The sequence below is a fragment of the Actinacidiphila glaucinigra genome (assembly GCF_035918135.1).
Classification (GTDB): domain Bacteria; phylum Actinomycetota; class Actinomycetes; order Streptomycetales; family Streptomycetaceae; genus Actinacidiphila; species Actinacidiphila glaucinigra.
The window spans coordinates 8481849-8501569 of sequence record NZ_CP109144.1 but is presented as its reverse complement, the minus strand read 5'-3'; the positions used below and the strand labels follow the sequence as shown (position 1 = coordinate 8501569).

Sequence of the window (19721 nt, the reverse complement as noted above, 5' to 3'; positions counted from 1 at the left end):
TCAACGTGATCACGGCGGTCGCGAGGAGTCACGGGCACTGGCGGCCTCCCCCGAGCGTGGACAAGATCAGCTTCACAGGGAGCGTGCCGACGGGCCGCTCGCCGCCGTCGGGCATCCCGTCGCCCCCGGACCGACAGGAGCGTCCCGGACAGGAAAGAGAACTCGATGATCGTGTACGACAGACTCTCCATCGGTGGTGTCTGGACCGCCCCGGCGCATCCGGGACCGCTGGACATCCGCTCCCCGCACGACCGCTCCCTGCTCGGGCGTGCCGCCCAGGCGGCACCGGGCGACGCCGACGTCGCCGTCGCGACGGCGCGCGCGGCCTTCAACAGCGGGCCGTGGCCGCACATGGACCCCGAGGAGCGGCGGGAGGTGATCCGCCGGGTCAACGGGCTGCGCGAGGAACGCGCGGCGGAGGCCGCGGCGCGGGTGTCCGCCGCGACCGGGACGCCCCGACGGTTCGCGGACGCGGAGCAGGCCTCCCTGACGCGGCGGGTCGACGCCTGTCTGAAGGCCGCCGAGGAGCAGGGCTGGGAGGAGGCCGTCCGTTCCCGCGACCCCTCCCCGGGTTTCGACACCATCGTGCGGCGCGAGGCCGTAGGCGTCGTCGCCGCGGTCATCCCCCTGCAGTGCCCGTTCTCGGCCGCCACGGCGCGGCTGACGCCGGCCCTCCTGGCGGGCAACACCGTCGTCCTGAAGGCCACACCGGAGAACTCGCTGTCCATGGGGCTGCTGGCCGAGCTGTACGCCGAGGCCGGGCTGCCCGAGGGCGCGCTGAGCGTCCTGCCCGCCGACCGGGACACCGGCGAGTACCTGGTCTCGCATCCGGACGTGGACGCGATCGCCTTCACCGGCTCGACCCGGGCCGGGCGCCGCGTCGCCGCGCTCGCCGGCGAGCAGCTCAAGAGGGTCCGTCTGGAACTCGGCGGCAAGGCGGCCGCGATCGTGCTGGACGACGCCGACCTCGCGCGGACGGTGCGGGGGCTGTTCGCCTCACTCGGCGACAACGGCAGGATATGCGCCGCGCGGACCCGCGTCCTCGCCCCCCGCCGCCGGTACGAGGAGGTCGTCGCGGCGGTCACGGAGGCCGTCGGGTCCCTGAAGGTGGGTGACCCGGCCGATCCGGACACCTCGATCGGGCCGATGGCCGGCCGCGAGCGGCGGGAGCGCCTGATGTCGTACATCGACCTCGGCATAGAGGAGGGCGCCCGCCTGGTGACCGGCGGTTCCCGGGCCCCCGCCGGTCTGGAGGAGGGCTACTACGTGACCCCGACGGTCCTCGCGGACGTCGACCACCGCATGCGCATCGCCCAGGACGAGATCTCCGGCCCGGTGATCACGGTCATCGCCCACGACGGGGACGACGACGCCGTCCGGATGGCCAACGACTCCGAGTACCGCATGTCCGGCGGCGTGTGGTCGGCCGACCCCGAACGCGCCGTCGCCGTCGCACGCCGGCTGCGCACGGGCGCCGTGGCCGTCAACGGGACCGCGACGGGCCTGGAGGGGACGGCCGGGCTCGACGGGTACGTCGTGCACCGGATGATCACCCGGCCCCGCTGAGCGCGCGCCCGGGCCACCGGGATCAGGTCACGACACGGCCGAGGAAGCCGCGCACGTACCCGGCGACGACGGAAAGGGCCTGGAACTGCGCCGATGCAATCCCATCGGTCCCCACGGCACCGCACCGGGGCGGGGCGGAGTGAGTAGCCGTACTCATGCCCGTGTTCCGCCTGGGCGGGACGATAAAGCCAATAGACCGTCGGACGAAGGGGGTTGGAGGCGGGCATGGGGAGATTCCTGGGCGCGGCGCTGGCGTTGGCGGTGACCGCGGGTGCGCTGGCGCTGGTCTACGCGGTGGGCGCGCCGCTGCCGGTGGTCCTGGGTGCGGGAGCCGGGGTGCTGTGCCTGCTGTGGCTCCTCGTCCTGCTCACGGTGCCGTGGAACGTCTACTTCCGGGCGCAGTCGGTGCTGGCCGAGATCGCGGTGAGCCGGGAGAAGGGGCTGACGGTCCCTCAGGCGCGGGACGTCGAGGCCGCGCGGATCGCCCGGACGATGCTGCGGGTCGCCTTGGCGGGCCATCTGCTCACGGCGGCCGGGGTGGTGGCGGCAACGGTGGCGTCCGGCCGCGGCGCGGGGTACTGGATCGCCGGCTTCTTCCTGCTGAGCACGGTGTTCCGTCCGGCGGGCGCGTGGTTCGGACAGCTGCGGAAGCGGCTGGGCACCCTGCTGAAGGACGTCACCCATCCGCGGGACGACGTACTGGCGCTGAAGCAGCGCGTCGAGCGCACGGACAACGGCATCAAGGTCCTTGAGGGCAAGGCCGAGGAGCAGTACCGGGCCCTGGCCGAGCTGCGGCGCGGCATGGACGCGCTGGGGGTCTCGGTGTACGAGCGGGCCGAGGACGCCGACCGCCGGATCACCGCGCTGGCCCGGGAGTTCGAGGCCACGATCGACCGGCTCACGGACAACGAGGAGATCATCACGGGCCTCAAGGCCTTCCTCCGCCTGCTGCGCGCGGGTGACATCGCTCCCGGCCGGACCGCGGCCGACGCCTGACGCAGCGGCCTCCCGTGCGGCGCAGGCCTACGCGGACGGCTCGGCCGGGCCCGCCGCCAGGGAGCTGAAGCCGGTCAGCTTGGCCGGGTTGAGCACCCACATCAGCTGGTCGATGCCCCGCTCGGAGGCGGTGATGCTCAGCAGGGCCATCGGCGTGCCGGCGTGGATGACGAGTGCCGCGGGCTGCCCGTTCGCCTCGACCCAGACCACGTCCGTGTCGAGCCAGAAGCGCGGCGCGAAGGCGGTGATGAACCGCGCCACCTTGGCACTGCCGAACACGGGGACCTTGGCGGCGTTGCGCACGGCGCCGCCACCGTCGCCGTAGTTCACCACGTCCGTGGCGAGCAGCTTCTCCAGGCCGGCCATGTCGCCCGCCCGGGCGGCCGCCACGAACGCCTCGAGCAGGCGGCGGTGCTCCGCCGTGCCCACCTGCTCGCGCCGCCCGGCGGCAATGTGCTTGCGGGCGCGGCTGACCAGTTGGCGGGAGTTGGCCTCGCTCAGGTCGAGTACGCCGGCGATCTCGCGGTACGGGTAGTCGAACGCCTCGCGCAGCACGTACGCGGCCCGCTCGGTGGGTGTCAGCCGCTCCAGCAGGAGCAGCACGGCGATCTCCACCGCCTCGCCGCGTTCGGCGCCCAGCGCGGGGTCGGAGCGGGTGTCGACCGGTTCCGGGAGCCAGGGCCCGACGTAGCCTTCGCGCCGGACGCGGGCGGACTGGGTGACGTTGATGGCCAGCCGGGTCGTCGCGGTGGTCAGGAAAGCGGTCGGGTTCTCCACGGCGTCGCGGTCCGTGGCCTGCCATTTCAGCCAGACGTCCTGGACGACGTCCTCGGCCTCCGCGGCGCTGCCGAGCATCCGGTACGCGATGCCGAACAATCGGGGGCGCAGGGCCGTGAACACCGCCGCGGCCTTGTCGAGCGCGCCGTCGTGCTGCTCCGCGTCCCCTGGCTGCATCGTCGCGTTTTCCTCCACCGTCGCATCCGCCCTGCCGGCCGTTCCAGCCTACACAGAGGGCGATTTCCCCCGGGCCGGGGGGCACTCCGCGCCCGGGCCCGGTCCGCGCAGTTCAGGGGTGCCGTGGCCGTGCGGCGTGCGTTCGCGGGGACGTGTGTGAAGCGACGAGTCCGGCCGCCGGGCGGGTGTTCCCGCCGGAGCGGGGGAATTGCGGCCGCATTCCGGTCCGATTCCCGCCCCATTCCGCTGCCGGCCCTCGAACACACGACCCCCAATATCCGACCGGGCAGCCACTCCGTTTGTGACAGCGAAATCGGCCCGCGATCCCCGCCGGTTCCGCGCGGCATGCGCACAGATCTTCTCGGAATTTCGCACACGCGTTCCAAAAGCGTCCTGGAGCAGGGTAACGTTACGTATCGCAGCAGGATCCGCACAGGGAGGGACGGGGCATGGAGCCCACCACTACGACAGTGCGCCGTGGGCGCCCGCAGGGCTCGGACAATCCCGGCCCCGACGGGCTGACGAACCGTCAGACCCGCATCGTCGAGGCGATCCTGAGCTCGGTGGAGAACCGCGGCTTCCCGCCGTCGATGCGTGAGATCGGTGAGGCCGTGGGCCTGGCCAGCACGTCCTCGGTCGCCCACCAACTGGCGGTGCTGCAGCGCAAGGGTGTCATCGAGCAGGATCCGCACCGCCCGCGCGCCTACCGCGTGCGGTGCTCCTGGCCCTCGCAGCACGACTCCGGGCCGGGCGCGCAGCCCGTCAGCGCCTCCCCCTCCGCGCGCGTGCCGGTGATCGGCCGCATCGCGGCCGGCACGCCGATCCTCGCCGAGGAGCAGGTCGACGAGGTCTTCGTGCTCCCCCGGCAGATCGTCGGCGCCGGCGAGCTGTTCGCCCTCAAGGTGGTCGGCGACTCCATGACGGGTGTCGCGATCTGCGACGGGGACTGGGTCACCGTGCGCAGTCAGGACGCGGCAGACCACGGCGACATCGTGGCCGCGATGATCGACGGCGAGGCCACCGTCAAGCGGCTCAAGCACGAGGGCGACCGGGTCTGGCTCATGCCGCACAACCCGGCCTACGACCCGATCCCCGGCGAGGAGGCGGTCATCCTGGGCAAGGTGGTCGCCGTGCTGCGGCGCCTCTGAGCACGGGCACGAAGGCCCCGCTCAGTCCGCCGCCCCGGGCAGCACCGACCGGAGCCCGCCCAGCAGATGGGCCCGGAAGGCGACGTCCTGGTAGGTCTGCGCGGAGTGCCCCAGCGCCGTGTAGAAGACGGGCCCTCCGCCGTACTCGTGGCACCAGACCAGCGGATGGTCCGCGCCCATCGAGCCACCTGTGTACGAGGACTCGTCGGCGGAGGCCAGGACCCGCACCCCGGGGCGGGGGCTGCGGTCGAAGTCGTACCACTCGTCGGTGACCTTCCAGGCCCCGCCCAGGTGCGCGGTGGCCGGATGGGCGGTGTCCTCGACCAGGACCGTGCCCTTCTGCAGGGGCGGATGCCCCGTGAAGCGCGCGCCCAGCAGCTCCCCGTAGTACGGCCAGTCGTACTCCGTGCAGGCCGCGGCGTGCACGCCCATGAACCCGGCGCCGTCCGCGTGGTGCGCCACGAGGGCGGCCCGTCCCGCGTCGCCGAGCACCTCCCCGCTGGTGGAGAGGAACACCACGGCGTCGTACGGGCGCAGGCCCGCCCCCTCGAAGTCCTCGGGCCGTTCGGTGGCGTCCACCCGGAAACCGTGCTCCTCCCCCAGTTCGGTGAGGGCCCTGACCCCGTCGGGGATCGAGTCGTGCCGGTAGGCGGTGGTGCGGGTGTAGACGAGCACACGGGGGTTGCGGCGGGACAATCGGCTCTCCCAGGACGGTGACGGACGGCGGGCGGCGGACGGCGCCCACCAGTCTCCCCGGGCGCCGCCGCGGGGTCGACAGCGACCGGGTCCCGTCAGTGCCCGATGCTGTCGATCAGCTCGCGGGCACCCTGCCGCAGCAGTGCCACCGCGACCGACGTCCCGAGGGTGGCGGGGTCCAGGGGGCCGGCCCACTCGTGGGCGTCGAGGACGGTCTTGCCGTCCGGTGAGAAGACCCGGGCCCGCAGCGAGAGCCTGCCGTCGCGTTCGGCGTGGGCGTAGCCGGCGATCGGGCTGTTGCAGTGGCCCTGAAGGACGTGCAGGAACATCCGCTCGGCCGTGGTCTCCCGGTGCGCGGCCGGGTCGCCGAGATCGCTCACGACGTCGATCGTCTCGGCGTCGCCCTCCCGGCACTGCAGGGCCAGCACGCCGGCACCGATCGGCGGGATCATCGTCTCCACCGGCAGCACCTCGCTGATGACGTCGGTCCTGCCGATGCGCTCCAGCCCCGACACGGCCAGGAGCAGCGCGTCCGCGTCGCCCGCCGCGAGCTTCTCCAGCCGGCGGTTGGCGTTGCCGCGCATGGGGACGCAGGTCAGGTGCGGGTGCGAGGCCATGATCTGCGCGATGCGGCGCACGGAGGAGGTGCCGATGCGCGTGCCGGGCGGGAGCCGGTCGAGGGTGAGACCGCCGGGGTGCACCAGGGCGTCACGGATGTCGTCCCGCTTCAGGAACGCGGCGAAGACCGTCCCCGCGGGCAGCGGCCGGTCGGCGGGGACGTCCTTCACGCAGTGGACGGCCAGGTCGGCCCGGCCCTCCAGGAGCGCGGCGTCGACCTCCTTGGTGAACGCGCCCTTGCCGCCCAGCCGGGCGAGGTCGCCCATCCAGCGGTCACCGGACGTGGTGACGGGCACGACTTCCGTCCGGATGCCGGGGTGGAGCGCGGCCAGTTCCGCGCGGACGCGCTCGACCTGGGCCAGCGCCATCGGGGAGGAACGGGAGACGATGCGGATCAGCTCGGGGACTGCCATGAGCCCACGGTACGGCGTCCCGCACGCGCCCCGCGCAACAGCCCCAACCCCACGCGCGGGAGCGACGGCGGGGCTAGTCTGTCCCGCGGCGCCCGCCGGGAGGGCGTCGGCGCGGGGACGTGGCGCCACAGGGACACGCGACGGGGTAAGCGCACCATGACGCAGGAACGGCCCTCGCCCGCCGCGGTGTCCCCCGATCCGGCGACGCCCACCGCTGCCGTCACGGTGCCGGTGCGCCGCTTCCCGGCTCCCGCGCCGCGGCACCGCCGCACGCTGTACGTCCTGGCCGTGCTGGCGCTCCTCGCGCAGATGGCGTTCGCGATGGTCACGACGGCCGTCCGGCAGACGCCCACCATCGACGAGCCGGTGTACGTGGGCGCCGCGACGGTCTATCTGCGCGAGCACAGCCTGCGGTTCAACCCCGAGCACCCGCCGCTCGGCAAGCTGGTCGTCGCAGGTGGTCTGGCCTTCGCCCACCCGCGCCTCGACCCGGCCTTCGAGGGCGATCAGACGGAGCTCGGGCGCAGTGTGCTCTACGAGTCCGGCAACGATCCCTGGCGCCTGATGCTTGCGGCCCGGCTGCCGATGATCGCGCTGACGCTGCTGTTCGGACTGGTGGTGCTCGCCTTCGCGCGCGATCTCACCGGGCCCGCCGGGGGGCTGCTCGCGCTCGGCCTGTACGCGTTCTCACCGGACGTGATCGCGCACGGGTCGCTCGCCACGCTCGACGTCCCGGCGGCCGGTTTCCTGCTGACGTCGGTGTGGGCGCTGTGGCGGGCCCGTGAGCGTCCCCGGCTCCATCTGCCGCTCGCCGGTGCGGCGTTGGGAGCGGCGCTCGCCACGCGGATGAGCGCGCTCCCCGCGGTGCCGGTCCTGCTGCTCCTGGCCGCGCTGTCGGTCCGGCACGCGGACGGGCGGGGCGCGGAGCGGCCCGCCACCGCCCGGTCGCTGCGGCGCGCCGCCGTCGCGGCGTGCGGGTTCGGGCTCGTCGCCGTCGCGGTGGTGTGGGCGGCCTACCTGGCCGTCGACCCGCGGCTGCGCTGGACGGCCCCGGACACCCTGCCGGACCTGCACGGCCTGCGGGCCCTGGCCGTGGACGCGCTACCGCTCCCCCGGGCGTACCGGGACGGGATGGCGGTCCAGTTCGGCTTCGAGGACTCGACCTTCGAGGGCTTCCTCTTCGGCCGCCACTACAGCGGGGCGCTCTGGTACTACCTGCCCGCCGCGGTGCTGGTGAAGACCCCGCTCGGCATGCTCGCCCTGTGGCTCGCCGGCACCGCCGTGCTGCTCGCCGTCCCCCGGCTCCGCCCCGCCGCCCCGTATCTGCTGGTCCCCGCGGCGGTGCTGACGGCGGCCGCCATGACCGGCTCGCGGGACTTCGGCGTCCGCTACGTGGTCTTCCTGCCGATGTCCGGGGCGGTCGCGGCGGCCTGCGTCACCGCCCTGCGACGGCGGTGGGCGGACGTGGCGGCGGCAGCGCTCGTCGCCTTCGTCGCCGTCAGTTCGCTGCGGACCTTCCCGTACTACCTGCAGTACTCCAACGAGGCCTTCGGCGGCACGTCGAAGACCCATCTGCGCCTGCACGACTCCAACGTCGACTGGGGCCAGGACCTGGGCCGCCTCGCCGACCGGCTCCGCGAGAAGCACCCCGGGGAGCGGGTGTGGCTGGTCTACAAGGGCAGCGGAGTCCCCGCCCACTACGGCATCCACGCCGCCGACCCGCGCGAGGTCCCCGAGGACCAGGTCCACGGGCTGCTCGTGGTGTCGGACTCGGCGGTCGCCAAGGCCGAGGGCCGGCTGGCGGAACTCATCGCCGGCAGCGAGCCGATCGACGAGGTGGGGCACTCGATCACGATCTACCGCCGCGACTGACGCCCGCGCCGCCCCCTTCCCCGTTCGGCAGGGCGGCGCCGGGCGTCGCGGCGTCAGGGCTTGCGCGCCACCACGGCGTAGACGTTGATGTCCGCGTCAGTGACGTCGGTGATGCTCCGGTAGCGGATCTTGTCGATGTCCTCGAGACCCTCGACGAACTCCGGGGAGGCGTCTGCGTGGGAGGCGAGGGTGTCGTCGGCGTCGTCCGGGCGCCAGTGGTGCACGGGGACGAGGCCGGGCTCCACGATCTCCAGGCCGTTGTCCGTGACGAAGCGCAGCACCTCGGCATGCTCGCGGAGCACGAAGGAGAAACCGCGGTCCTGGTAGGTCTTGGCGACCTTGGCGATCTGCTCCGCGTTGAGGTCGGAGGTGAGGTGGCTCAGCACGACGTGGCTGCCCGAGGGCAGCGCGTCGACGAGGTGCTTGACGATGCCGTACGCCTCGTCGTCCTCGACGAAGTGCAGGACGGCGACGAGCACGAGCGCGACGGGCTCGGCGAGGTCCAGCGTGCCGGCCGCCTCGCGCAGGATCGCGGCGGGGTCGCGCAGGTCCGCGTCGATGTAGTCGGTCCGGCCCTCCGGACCGCTGGTCAGCAGGGCGCGCGCGTGGGCCAGGACGACCGGGTCGTTGTCGACATACACGACGCGCGCCTCGGGGACGATGCGCTGGGCGATCTGGTGCACGTTCTCCTGCGTGGGCAGACCGGTACCGATGTCGAGGAACTGGCGGATGCCGGTCTCGCCCGCGATGTGGTTCACCGCGCGGCGCAGGAAGTCCCGGTTGTGCCGCACGTCCAGGTAGCCGCGGGGATTGGCGGCCAGCGCCGCCGCGGCCGCCTCGCGGTCGACGGGGTAGTTGTCCTTGCCGCCGAGGAAGACGTCGTAGACGCGCGCCGGATGCGCCTTGGTGGTGTCGATCCGCCTGCGGAGCTGCTCGGCGGAGTCGTAGTCGTTGGGAGCGTCGCTGCCGCTGGTCATGGCCATCCCCTGGGGACTCGAATACGCGATCTGATCTGGACACAACTTAGCTGGTGAAACGGCGAGTTGGTGCCACCCGCACCGACTCGCCGGGGCGGTCCGTGCGGGGGTGCGCGCAGAAAGGCCGGAACGGGCCTTCCTCTTGGCGGTCCCCGGTCGTTGGGCTTGGTGACGGCACATCCCCGGAACTGCTGGTGGCACCCGGACGCCCTCCCCGAACGCCTCGTGCCGTACACCCGGGCCGCGATCGAGGGCATCCGGGCGGGCCGCCCCTGGACCGAGTCGGGTTGGGCATGAACCCCGTACCGGGAGGGCCGGATTCCGGGGTGCGCCGCTTTGCGAAGGCGTCCTCACCCGGCCTGCGCGAGCGCGAGCGGTGGTGAGGGCAGCCCGAAGTGGTCGGCGATGATGCGCACCGTGTGGGTGCCGTCCGCGTTGAACGCGGGGTCGGCGTCGTACCGCGGGGTGTCGCGGCCGACGATGCCCGCGTCCAGGAGTTCGCGGACGAGCAGGTCGGCCATGCCGCCCGCGCGCCGGGACTCGCGGCGCATGCCGAAGTTGAAGTAGGTCTGCTCGAACCCCCCGCGGCTGTAGGCGAACTGGAAGGGGTGCTCGTCACAGTGCGGGACCATGTAGTTCTGGCCGTGGGGGCAGGCGCACGCGGGCGTGGAGGCCAGGAGGACGGATTCCACGGGCACTCGGCCGGGGTCGCTCGCGCGGTGCGTGTGGCGGAATCCGGTGAGGTCTCGCGCCAGTGTCGAGGCGATCGACCGGTGCGGGGCACGGTAGGCCTCGTGGGTCAGCCAGACCCAGCCCGCCCCTGAGCCGCTCGCCGGGGCAGGTCGGCCGGCCTCGGCGTAGACGGCGGCGACCGTGGGCAGCGTCATGCCCCTCACGAAGGTGACGAACGTGTTCGGGGTGAGCCAGGTCATGAGGCGCAGACCTCCGGGGACAGGGGCGGCGAGGGGAGGTCGAAGAATCCGGCGATCGCCCGCACGAGGCGCGCATGGTCCTCGTCGCGGTGGTCGAAGCAGTCGTGACCGGGTTCGGCCTCCCGCGCGCACTCCGAGTCCGGCCCGATGAGGTTCGCGGTCAGCAGTTCGGGCGAGAGATGGTCGGGGTTCTCGCCGCTGCGGAGCTGCGGGCTCCCGAAGGAGAGGTAGAGGACCGTGCGGCCGTCACGGCAGTAGGTGAAGGACGGCGGATGGGCCTTCGCACTGCAGGGTTCGGTCTCGAAAACGACGACCTCCGCGCCGTCACGGCACAGGCGGTCGTAGTCCACTCCGTCGTAGTCATCGGCGTCATGGTCGTGCATGTCGTGCACCGCCCACGCCCATCCGCCCGCCTCGCCGTACGCGAGCGGTTCCCGCCGCGCGCCCCGCAGGCGCCGCGTCAGCACGTCGAGGGTCATACCGCGGGCGAAGACGAGATTCACCTCGTGCCCGGCGAACGATCCCCGCATCCAGGTGGTCATGCCCCGACTCTAGGAGCGGGCACCGACAACCGCCCCGCCCGGGGCGTCAGTCGGCCTTCGCCGTGCCGTGCTGTTCGTCGAAGGTGAGCTCGGGCGGCGGCCTGCGGAAGCCGCGGGTCAGGTAGGCGAGATAGGCGACGCCGAGGGCGAGCCAGATGACGCCGAGGGTGAGGGCCTTGCCGTCGAGGTGCAGCAGGAGCCAGAGGTCGATCAGGGCGCCGACGGCCGGGACGACGGCGTAGGCGAGGAGGCCGGCGGGCTCGCCCGCGCGGCGCTTGCGCAGGAAGGTCGCGATCACGCTGAGGTTGACGAAGGTAAAGGCGGTGAAGGCACCGAAGTTGATGAAGGAGGTGGAGGTGGCGACGTCGAGGCGGAGCGCGACGAGGCCGACCACGCCGGTCAGGAGGATGTTGAAGGCAGGCGTCAGGTGGCGAGGGTGGATGTAGCCGAACAGCTTGCGGGGCAGCACGTTGTCGCGGCCCATGGCGTACAGCAGGCGGGAGGTGCTGGCCTGGGCGGCGACGCCGGAGGCGAACTGGGCGACGACGAGTCCGGCGAGGAAGACGGACGAGAAGAGGTCGCCGCCGATGGTCCTGGCGATCTCGAAGGCGGCGGAGCTGGGGTCGGCGAAGCTGCTGCCGGGGTGGGCCAGTTGGGTGGTGTAGGCGAGCGCGATGAAGATGCCGCCGCCGATGACGGCGGTGAGCATGATCGCGCGGGGCATGGTCCTGCGCGGCTCGACGGTCTCCTCGGTGAGCGTGGTGACCGCGTCGAAGCCGAGGAAGGAGTACGCCGCGATGGCCGCGCCGCCGGAGATCCCGGCCAGCGTGGTGGCGTCGTTGTGGAACGGCCCGGTGCTGAACAGGCCCCCGGCGCCCTCGGCATGGAAGACGTGCCGCAGCGAGAGCAGCGCGAAGATGGCGATGACGAGGATCTGGAACGCCATCAGCAGGGAGTTGGCCCGGTCCGCGGCCTGGATGCCGAGCAGGTTGAGCGCGGTGGTGATGGCGATGAAGGAGAGGATCCACACCCACATCGGCACCCCGGGCCACTCGGCCTGCAGATAGGCACCGCCGATGAGCCAGATGACCATGGGCAGGAAGAAGTAGTCCAGGAGTGTGGCCCAGCCGACGAGGAAGCCGGCCCGCCCGTCGATGGAGCGCCGTACGTAGGTGTAGGCGGAGCCGGCGACGGGGTGCTCGGCGGCCATCTTGCCGTAGCTGTAGGCGGTGAAAAGCATGGCGACCAGCGCCAGGGCGTACGCGGTGGGGACCGCGCCGCCGGTCTTCTCGGCGACGACGCCGAAGGTGCCGAGCACGATCAGCGGGGTCATGTAGGCCAGGCCGAAGGAGACGACGGCTCTGAGTCCGAGGGTGCGGGACAGCGCGGGGGCCGTGGTGGCGGAGCGCGCGGCGTTGTCGGTCATCGTGGGGCTCCGGGGATGGGTCAGCCGCGGCGGGCGGGGCGCCAGCTGCGAGGGTCTATGCGCCCGTCGTACAGGGGGAGTTCGAGGGGGCGGTCGGTGTCGGTGAACTGGGACCACATGCGGTTGAGGCCGGCCGTGCCATAGGTGCGGACCCGGGTCACGTCGTCCAGGTCCAGGACGTCGGTGAGGACGGTGGCGGAGCTGTCGGGCGCCTCGGTGCGGACGCGTCCCTCCGGGTCGACGACGAGGCTGCGTCCCGTGCCGAGGGGTCCGGCGGTGTTGACGCTGACCACGTAGACCTGGTTGGTGATGGCGTTGGCACGGGCCAGGACGAGTTCCTGGGCGCGGTCGCCCGTCGTGGTCATGACCGGGTTGACGATGACCTCGGCGCCCATCCACGCCAGGTGCCGGGCCACCTCGGGGAACCAGGCGTCGTAGCAGATGGAGAATCCGACGCGGCCCGCCCCGGGGATGTCGAAGACGACGAACCGGTCGCCCGGGGTGTAGGGCTCGCGGGGCCGCCAGGGGAAGACCTTGCGGTAGTGCGCGACGAGCCGCCCCTCGGGCGAGAAGGCGAGCGCGGTGTTGAACAGCCCGCCCTCCGGGCCGCGTTCGCAGATGCTGCCGGGCAGCAGCCAGACGCCCAGGTCCCCGGCGAGCTCGCCGAGCTCGCGTACGAGGTGTCCGTCCAGCGGCTGCGCGGACTCGCGCAGTCGCCGCTCGGCGTCCTCCGGGCTCCCGTCCACACCGAACAGGTGCAGCTCGGGGAAGGCCATCAGCCGGGTCTGCGGGAAGCGCGCCAGCAGGGTCCCGGCCTCTTCCGCGAAGCCGGACAGGGGCGCTCCGGCGGGGCGGGGCCCGGCCTGGGCGAGGGCCACGGGAAGGGGTCGGGACATGGTTCACCTGCTTCGTTCGAGTGCTGAGGAAATTAGAGCATTCTGATCAGATAAACAAGAGTGCTCAAGGTGAGATGTTTTCCGGTACTACAGTCGGTCCCATGCCCGACACGGAGAACCGGACCGGCCAGGCCACGACGGCCGCCGGCCCGCCGCTGAGCACCCCGGCCCTGGGCGGCATCCGCCGTCTGTCCGCGCTCGACACGGTGCGCGCCCGGATAGCCATGGCCATCGACCTCGGCCTGCTCGCCCCCGGCGAGCGGCTGCCCGCCGCGGCGGAGATCGCCGCGGCGCTGGACGTCGGCGAGATCACGGTGCGCCGGGCGCTGGTGGCCCTGTGCGACGACGGGCTGCTGGAGCGCCGCCGCGGCCGCAACGGCGGCACGCTGGTCGCGCAGCACCCGGCGAAGGGCTCGGTCAGCGCGGTCGGCAGCTACCGCTCCGACACCGACTCGGTGCGCCGGCTGATCGACCACCGACTGGTACTGGAGTGCGGCATCGCCCACCTCGCCGCCGGCCACGCCGACGACGCGGCGCTGCGCGAGCTGGAGCGTCTGGTCGAGGTCATGGACCGGGTGACCGGCTGGGCCGAGTTCCACCGCCATGACGAGGAGTTCCACCTCGCGGTCGCCTCCGCCACCGGGACGCCGTCGGTCGTCGTCCCGTACGCGGCGGTCGTCCGCGAGCTCTACCGGTACTACCTGCCCTACCCGCTCGACGCGCTGCGCGCATCCAACGCCGAGCACCGGGCTCTCGTCCGCGCCCTGCGCCAGGGGGACCGCGCGGCGGCGGCCGCGGTCGCCCAGGAGCACGTCCAGACGCTGCACCGGACGATGTTCATCGGCCTCCCCGGCGCCGTACCCGTACCCGGGCCCGCCGCCACCGCCGGGGACTGATCCGCCCGCCTCACCAGTACAGTCGAGCCACACGTGCGGCGTGCGCCGCCACAGGGGTGGAGGAGACGTCCGTGGAGGGGCCGGCGCTCGTCACGCTCATGGTCGCTGCGGTGCTGGTCACCGCCGTCGCCCGGCGTCTGGGGGTGTCTCCCCCGCTGCTGCTGGTCGCCCTCGGCCTGTGCGCGTCCATCGTGCCGGGCATCCCCGCGTACGCCATCGAGCCCGAGCTGGTACTGGTCCTGATCCTGCCCCCGCTGCTGTACTCCTCGGCGAGGGAGAGTTCCTATCTGCGCTTCCGGGAGAATCTGCGCCCCATCGGGCTGCTGGCCGTGGGGCTGGTGCTGTTCACGACCGTGGTGATCGGCTACACCGCGTTCTGGCTGGTTCCGGGGCTGCCGCTGGGCTCGGCGCTGGTACTCGGCGCGGTGGTGTCGCCGCCCGACGCGGTGGCGGCGACCTCCATCGGACGCCGGCTGGGGCTGCCACGCCGGTTGCTGACCGTGCTCGGCGGCGAGAGCCTGGTCAACGACGCCACCGCGCTCACGGCCTACCGCGTGGCCATCGCGTCCGTCGCCGGCGCCGGCTACACCCTGCTGCAGGGCGTCGGGGTCTTCCTGATGGCGGCCGTCGGGGGCTCGCTGATCGGTCTGGCGATCGGGTGGCTGGCCCGCCTCGGGCACCGGTATCTGCCCGGGGACCTGGCCAGCGCGCTCGGGCTGCTCGTGCCGTTCCTGGCCTACCTCGTCGGCGAGGAGGCGCACACCTCCGGGGTGCTGGCCGTGGTCGTGGCCGGCCTCTACCTGGGTCACCGGTCCCCCGACACCGAGGCGACCTCCCGGCTGCAGGTGTACGCGGTGTGGAGCGCCCTCGACACGGTGCTGGAAGCCCTCGTCTTCGCCCTGATCGGCCTGCAGGTGCGGGGCATCGTCGACGCCGTGGACACGGGCGTGGGGCGGCTGGTGGCGGCTGGTGCCGCGCTGACGGCGGTGACCGTCCTGGCGCGCGTCGTGTGGGTCTACCCCGCGACGTACCTGCCACGGCTGATGTTCCCGCGGATCCGGGCGCGCGACCCGTATCCCCCGTGGCAGTACCCGGTCGTCCTCTCCTGGGCGGGCATGCGCGGCGTGGTCTCGCTCGCCGCGGCCTTCGCGCTGCCGGAGACCACCGACAGCGGCGCCCCGTTCCCCGGGCGCGACGAGATCCTGTTCCTGACCTTCTTCGTCACGGTCGGCACTTTGCTGCTGCACGGGATGACGCTGCCCCCGCTCATCCGGCGGCTCGGCATCTGCAACAAGGAGGCGTACGAGGACGCGCTGGCCGAGGCGAGCGCCCAGCACAGTGCCGCCCGGGCGGCACTGGCGCGCCTGGAGGAGCTGGCCGGGGGCACGGCCTCCCACCAGGTCGTGCTCGAGACCTTGCGGCAGACCGCGGAGGCCCGCCGCAACGCCGCCTGGGAGCGGCTGGGCGGCCCGACCGGCGGCGGCGCCGAGCCGCCGAGTGTGGCCTACCGGCGGCTGCGCCGCGCGATGCTGGACGCCGAACGGCAGGAGTTCGTGCGCTTCCGCGACGAACGGCTCATCGACGACGAGGTGCTGCGCCGCGTCATGCGCGAGCTGGATCTGGAGGAGGCGGCGCTCCAGCGCGAGTAGCGGTGGGTCCGGGCCTCAGCCCATGGACTCGTGGACGAAGCACCAGCGCCAGTTCTCGCCCGGCTGGTGCGAGCGGATCACAGGGTGGCCGGTGGCCTCGTAGTGCCCGCTGGCGTGCCGCCCCGGGGAGCTGTCGCAGCATCCGATGTGGCCGCAGGTGAGGCAGAGCCGCAGATGGACCCAGTCGTGGTGTCCGGCGGCCAGGCAGTCGGCGCAGCCGTCGTCCGGCGGCGTCGCGGCGACGTCGGCCGGGGCCTGCTCGAGATCGGGACATGCTGCTGTTGTCACGCCGGCCCCCTGTGCCGTCTGCGGATCACTGCCGATGACGCCCCAGGCTACGTCAACCCCGCGCCGCGCGCGATCAACGTCCCGGGGCGTCCCGGCGCGGGGCCCGCGGCTCAGTCCCGGAGTTCGCCCTCCAGGAGGCCCATGGTGAACATGTCGTACCACCGGCCGTCGCGCCGGAAGACCTGCCGCAGCCGGCCCTCCTCCACGAAGCCGACCTTCCGGTAGACGTGGTGCGCCGCCTCGTTCTCGGTCACGACGGTGAGCGAGATCTTGTGCAGGCGCATCTTCTCGAAGCCGTAGCGGCACATCGTGCGCATGGCGTCGGTGGCGTAGCCGCGGCCCCAGTACTCCTTCTCGCCGAGGTAGATGTCGAGTTCGGCGCACCCGGTCTCGGGCTCGGCGTCACGCAGCCGCACGAGGCCGATGAGCCGTCCGTCCTCCTGCACCTCGATCCCGTGGAGCACGTCGCCGTAGGCGTTGCGGGGCCGCTCCTCCATGCGCTTCCTCACCTGTGCGAGGGGCTGGGCGTAGTCGTCGTCCATCCAGCGCATGACCTCGGGGTCGTGGTTCCAGCGCCACAGCGCCTCGGCGTCCGAGGGCTCCATCGGGCGCAAGGTCACCAGTCGTCCGGGCACCATGGGGGCGGCCCTCCTTCGGGTCGGCATGATCGACGTCGTGGAACGCGAAAGAGTTAGCACGGTCGCCGTCGGCCGCTCAACCGAATTGCGTGCCGCGGGCGGCGCGTTCAGCTCGCCTCGGCCCTGCCCTCGCCCTCCGCCGCGAGCACGCGCTCGACGTCGGCCCACGAGGCGCCGTGCTCGGCGAGGACGTCCGCGACCACGCCGGGGCCGACGGTGAGGGCGAGCAGGATGTGCTCGTCCCCGATGTGGCGGTCGCCCCGGGCCACGGCGGACCGCAGGGAACGCTCCAGGACGCCCTTGGCCCCGCGGGTGAACGGACGCCGCCCCGCCGGCCGCCACCGCCGGGGGCCGCGACCGGTGGCGAGGGCGCCGGCGCCGTGGGCGTCCTCGACACGGGCGACGATCTCGGCCACGTCGATGCCGAGGCCGGCCAGCGCCTCGGCATCGGCCCGCGACACCCCGCCGCGCCGGCGGGTCTCCTGCAGCGCCTCTTCCAGGGCCGCGCGGCGCCGGTCGACGCCCAGCGCCGCCAGGGCGGCTGAGGCCCGGGTGCCCTCCCGGTCGAGCAGCGACAGCAGCAGGTGGTCCTCGGTGACCGTCGGGTCGCCCGCTCGTTCGGCGTGCCCGACCGCGCCCTCGACGACCCCCCGCGCGCTCTTGGTGAACTTCTCGAACATCCTCAATGCCTCCCGTACTTCTTGTGCACGGCCTGCCTGCTGACGCCGAGTTCGTGGGCGATCTCCTGCCACGACCACCCCTGCGCCCGCGCGCTCCTGACTTGTACGGTCTCCAGCTGCTCCAGCAGCCGCCGCAGCGCGGCGACGGCCCGCAGCCCGACCCTCGGGTCGCGGTCACCCGCCCGCTCGGCGAGATCGGTTGCCTCGGTCACGTCTGTCAATTTACGTTGACAGACAGGGAGCGTCAACCCGAGTTGACAGTACGGCGGGGCCAGGGGCGATGTGTCCCGGGCGATGTGTCAGGCGTCTCCTCGGGCGGCGGCACGGCGCTGCCGCTTCCCCAGCGGCGCCTGGGAGAGGTCCTCTGCCTGGGACCTGAGGTTCTTGTGGCCGTAGCCGCGCTCCCCCAGCCACGCCCTGGCCGCCCCCTCGGCACGTTCGGTCGCCTCGAGGATGTCCTCCTCCGCCTCCCCGGAGTCGAGGAAGCGGAAGGTGAAGGCGGGACGTGCCGCGATGTCGTAGGTGAGGTGGCCCTCGGGGGTGAAGGCCGCGCGCAGGACGTCGTGTTCCGGTGCGCGGGAGAGGAGTTCCGAGCGCTGCCCGGCGGTGAGTCCGTCGAAGACGCCGCGGACGGTGACGCGGAAGGTGCGTGTGCTCATCCGCCGACTGTAAGCAGCGGGTTCCGTCCCGCTCCACCGCATTTCACGAGGCCTGGCGACGCGGACCGGGGCCCGGCGGCGGGGACCGGTCGTCGCGCGTCACCGCCAGGAGTGCCATGTCGTCGTCCGTCGGCCCGCCCGTGTGCCGGTGCACGTCCGCGAGCAGCGCCTCCAGCAACTCGGCCGGACCGCCGCGCCGCACCCCGGCCAGCCGCGCCGGCGGGTCGTAGAAGCGGCCCCGCGCGTCACGGGCCTCGGTGACGCCGTCGGTGCACAGCAGCAGCGTCGAACCCGCCGGGAACGGCACCGTGTCCACCACCGCGTCCTCCTCCCCCGCTCCCTCCCCCAGCCCCTCCACCAGGAGCAGCCCGTACTCCGAAGGCTCGACGGCGCGCACCTGTCCGCCCCGCAGCAGAAGCGGCGCCGGGTGTCCGAGGTTCACCAGCCGGACGTGCTCGCCGCCGTGCGGGAACTCGGCCAGGACCGCGGTGGCGAACCACTCCAGCCGCTCGCCGTCATCGCGCCGGCCCACCTCCCGCCGCAGGGCCCCATGCATCTGCCCCGCCACGTCCGCCAGGGTCGCCTGCTCGTCGGCCGCCATCCGGAAGGTCCCGAGGACCAAGGTCGCCGCCTCCACGGCGTCCAGCCCCTTTCCCTTGACGTCCCCCACGATGCAGCGCAGCCCGTACGGAGTGTCCTGGACGGCGTACAGGTCCCCGCCGATCTCGGCCTCCGCCTCCGCCGCCTCGTAGCACGCCGCGATCCTCAGGTCGCCGACGCGCGCGGGCGGTTCGGGGAGCACCGCACGCTGCACGGTCGCGGTGACCGAGCGGGCGGAGCGCAACCGGGACTCCCGCGCCTCCAGCAGCCGGTTGATGAACACCGCCACCACGGCGACCAGCGAGACCGTCAGCAACTCGCTCATCCCGCTCAGCCCCCGCAGGCGGCCGTAGTGGGCCAGGATCCCCGCGTCCGCGGTGATCGCCGCGAGTCCGACCACCATCGTCCCCTGCAGCGACAGCAGCGGCGCCGCGAGCACCGGTGCGACCGAGTAGAAGGCGGCGCTCGTGTACTGCGTCGGGGTGAGCAAGTCGACGAGGAAGCCGCCGACGAGAACCACGACCGGGAGCAACCTGATGTACCAGGCCACCTCGGCCGGGCCGCAGAGGCCCCCTTCGTCGGCCCTCCCCACGCACCCTCCCGGTCTCTGCCGCTGGCGATCCCTTCAGGCTCCCCGGCGATCTCCCCCGCGGCCACCGCAGACCCTCCCCGGGGTGAACCGACCGGTGGGAGCCCCGGCCGGCGTGGGCTGCAGGGCGGTTCCGCCGTCGCTGTCCCGGTCCGGGGACCGGCCCGCCCCGGTGGGCGGCCGGCGGGGCCGTGAACCCGTCTGGCCCCACGCGGCTTCAGCCCGGGGCCTAAGTTGTCGATCATTGCGCCAGGAAGCACGGAACTGGTTCCCGACACCGCCGAGGAGTCGCGCCGATGACGACGTGGACGAAGGACGAACTGGACCGCATCGAGCACGCCGACGAGCTCTCCATCGCGCCCCGGCGCGACCCCGGCGCCCTCGACCCGCCGACGACCATCTGGGTGGTCCGCGACGGTGACGACCTCTACGTACGGGCCTACCGCGGGCGCGGCGGCACCTGGTTCCGCGCCGCGCAGGCCCGGCACGAGGGCCGGATCAGCGCCGGCGGGGTCGAGCGGGACGTGACCTTCGTGGAGGTCGACGACCCCGCCGTCAACGAGCGGCTCGACTCCGCCTACCGCGGCAAGTACGGCCGCCACAGCGCGGAGTACGTGGAGCCCATGGTGGCCGGGACCGCGCGCGCCGCGACGCTCAAGCTCGTACCGCGCTGAGCGCCGGCACAA

The 19721-nt window shown here is 73.0% G+C and carries 21 protein-coding genes; 7 read left to right on the top strand and 14 right to left on the bottom strand.

Translation table 11 applies throughout. The features are described from left to right. Positions 1–165: 165 nt before the first annotated feature. Entirely contained in the window at positions 166–1566 is a 1401-nt protein-coding gene (locus tag OIE69_RS38630; RefSeq protein ID WP_326579703.1) for an aldehyde dehydrogenase family protein, read from the top strand. Positions 1567–1791: 225 nt separating this feature from the next. After that, on the top strand, positions 1792–2562 hold the full coding sequence (locus tag OIE69_RS38625; RefSeq protein ID WP_326579701.1) for a hypothetical protein: 771 nt from the start codon (positions 1792–1794) through the stop codon (positions 2560–2562). Positions 2563–2589: 27 nt separating this feature from the next. Here the strand turns inward: OIE69_RS38625 and OIE69_RS38620 are convergent, their stop codons facing one another. Then, complete coding sequence (locus tag OIE69_RS38620) at positions 2590–3516, bottom strand: RNA polymerase sigma-70 factor (protein ID WP_326579699.1); 927 nt, start codon at positions 3514–3516, stop codon at positions 2590–2592. A 449-nt stretch (positions 3517–3965) separates the two neighbouring features. Between OIE69_RS38620 and lexA the strand changes: the two genes are divergently transcribed. Then, positions 3966–4664, top strand: a complete 699-nt coding sequence (gene lexA / locus OIE69_RS38615) for a transcriptional repressor LexA (protein WP_326579697.1) — start codon at positions 3966–3968, stop codon at positions 4662–4664. A gap of 21 nt (positions 4665–4685) precedes the next feature. Here lexA and OIE69_RS38610 read toward each other — a convergent pair whose 3' ends face one another. Both OIE69_RS38610 and hemC read right to left on the bottom strand, forming a co-directional pair. Then, positions 4686–5360: a ThuA domain-containing protein gene (locus OIE69_RS38610; RefSeq protein WP_326579695.1), complete on the bottom strand. Its 675-nt coding sequence runs from the start codon at positions 5358–5360 to the stop codon at positions 4686–4688. Positions 5361–5455: 95 nt separating this feature from the next. Then, complete coding sequence (gene hemC / locus OIE69_RS38605; RefSeq protein WP_089228068.1) at positions 5456–6391, bottom strand: hydroxymethylbilane synthase; 936 nt, start codon at positions 6389–6391, stop codon at positions 5456–5458. Positions 6392–6547: 156 nt separating this feature from the next. Between hemC and OIE69_RS38600 the strand changes: the two genes are divergently transcribed. After that, the gene (locus OIE69_RS38600) at positions 6548–8263 is read left to right on the top strand and encodes an ArnT family glycosyltransferase (RefSeq protein WP_392567620.1); all 1716 of its coding nucleotides are present in this window, start codon (positions 6548–6550) and stop codon (positions 8261–8263) included. 53 nt (positions 8264–8316) lie between these two features. On the opposite strand, the gene OIE69_RS38595 is transcribed toward OIE69_RS38600, so the two are convergent. The 5 genes from OIE69_RS38595 to OIE69_RS38575 form a co-directional block, all read right to left on the bottom strand. Then, positions 8317–9240 (bottom strand): SAM-dependent methyltransferase, encoded by a 924-nt coding sequence (locus tag OIE69_RS38595; protein ID WP_326579691.1) that lies wholly within the window; start codon positions 9238–9240, stop codon positions 8317–8319. 350 nt (positions 9241–9590) lie between these two features. Continuing rightward, positions 9591–10172, bottom strand: coding sequence for a hypothetical protein (locus OIE69_RS38590; RefSeq protein WP_326579689.1), 582 nt, complete (start codon positions 10170–10172; stop codon positions 9591–9593). Then, complete coding sequence (locus OIE69_RS38585) at positions 10169–10714, bottom strand: hypothetical protein (protein WP_326579687.1); 546 nt, start codon at positions 10712–10714, stop codon at positions 10169–10171. The genes OIE69_RS38590 and OIE69_RS38585 overlap by 4 nt, the downstream gene beginning before the upstream one ends. Before the next feature lie 46 nt (positions 10715–10760). Further along, the gene (locus OIE69_RS38580) at positions 10761–12140 is read right to left on the bottom strand and encodes an APC family permease (RefSeq protein ID WP_326579685.1); all 1380 of its coding nucleotides are present in this window, start codon (positions 12138–12140) and stop codon (positions 10761–10763) included. Positions 12141–12160: 20 nt separating this feature from the next. Beyond that, entirely contained in the window at positions 12161–13036 is an 876-nt protein-coding gene (locus OIE69_RS38575) for a carbon-nitrogen hydrolase family protein (RefSeq protein WP_326579683.1), read from the bottom strand. A gap of 101 nt (positions 13037–13137) precedes the next feature. Between OIE69_RS38575 and OIE69_RS38570 the strand changes: the two genes are divergently transcribed. Further along, complete coding sequence (locus tag OIE69_RS38570; RefSeq protein ID WP_326579681.1) at positions 13138–13932, top strand: FadR/GntR family transcriptional regulator; 795 nt, start codon at positions 13138–13140, stop codon at positions 13930–13932. A 71-nt stretch (positions 13933–14003) separates the two neighbouring features. Continuing rightward, positions 14004–15581: a Na+/H+ antiporter gene (locus tag OIE69_RS38565; protein ID WP_326579679.1), complete on the top strand. Its 1578-nt coding sequence runs from the start codon at positions 14004–14006 to the stop codon at positions 15579–15581. 15 nt (positions 15582–15596) lie between these two features. Here the strand turns inward: OIE69_RS38565 and OIE69_RS38560 are convergent, their stop codons facing one another. From OIE69_RS38560 to OIE69_RS38535, 6 genes are all read right to left on the bottom strand, one after another. Further along, entirely contained in the window at positions 15597–15869 is a 273-nt protein-coding gene (locus tag OIE69_RS38560; protein WP_326579677.1) for a UBP-type zinc finger domain-containing protein, read from the bottom strand. Positions 15870–15979: 110 nt separating this feature from the next. Next, positions 15980–16507 carry a GNAT family N-acetyltransferase gene (locus OIE69_RS38555; protein WP_326579675.1) on the bottom strand — a complete coding sequence of 176 codons (528 nt, stop codon included), beginning with the start codon at positions 16505–16507 and terminating at the stop codon, positions 15980–15982. A gap of 107 nt (positions 16508–16614) precedes the next feature. Continuing rightward, positions 16615–17187: a Clp protease N-terminal domain-containing protein gene (locus OIE69_RS38550; RefSeq protein ID WP_326579673.1), complete on the bottom strand. Its 573-nt coding sequence runs from the start codon at positions 17185–17187 to the stop codon at positions 16615–16617. A gap of 2 nt (positions 17188–17189) precedes the next feature. Then, positions 17190–17399, bottom strand: a complete 210-nt coding sequence (locus tag OIE69_RS38545) for an HTH domain-containing protein (RefSeq protein ID WP_018557908.1) — start codon at positions 17397–17399, stop codon at positions 17190–17192. Between the two features lie 87 nt (positions 17400–17486). Then, positions 17487–17846 (bottom strand): DUF6204 family protein, encoded by a 360-nt coding sequence (locus OIE69_RS38540; protein ID WP_326579670.1) that lies wholly within the window; start codon positions 17844–17846, stop codon positions 17487–17489. Positions 17847–17889: 43 nt separating this feature from the next. Beyond that, on the bottom strand, positions 17890–19038 hold the full coding sequence (locus tag OIE69_RS38535; RefSeq protein ID WP_326579668.1) for a PP2C family protein-serine/threonine phosphatase: 1149 nt from the start codon (positions 19036–19038) through the stop codon (positions 17890–17892). 293 nt (positions 19039–19331) lie between these two features. On the opposite strand from OIE69_RS38535, the gene OIE69_RS38530 reads away from it, so the two are divergent. After that, positions 19332–19709: a DUF2255 family protein gene (locus OIE69_RS38530; protein WP_326579666.1), complete on the top strand. Its 378-nt coding sequence runs from the start codon at positions 19332–19334 to the stop codon at positions 19707–19709. Positions 19710–19721 lie beyond the last annotated feature (12 nt).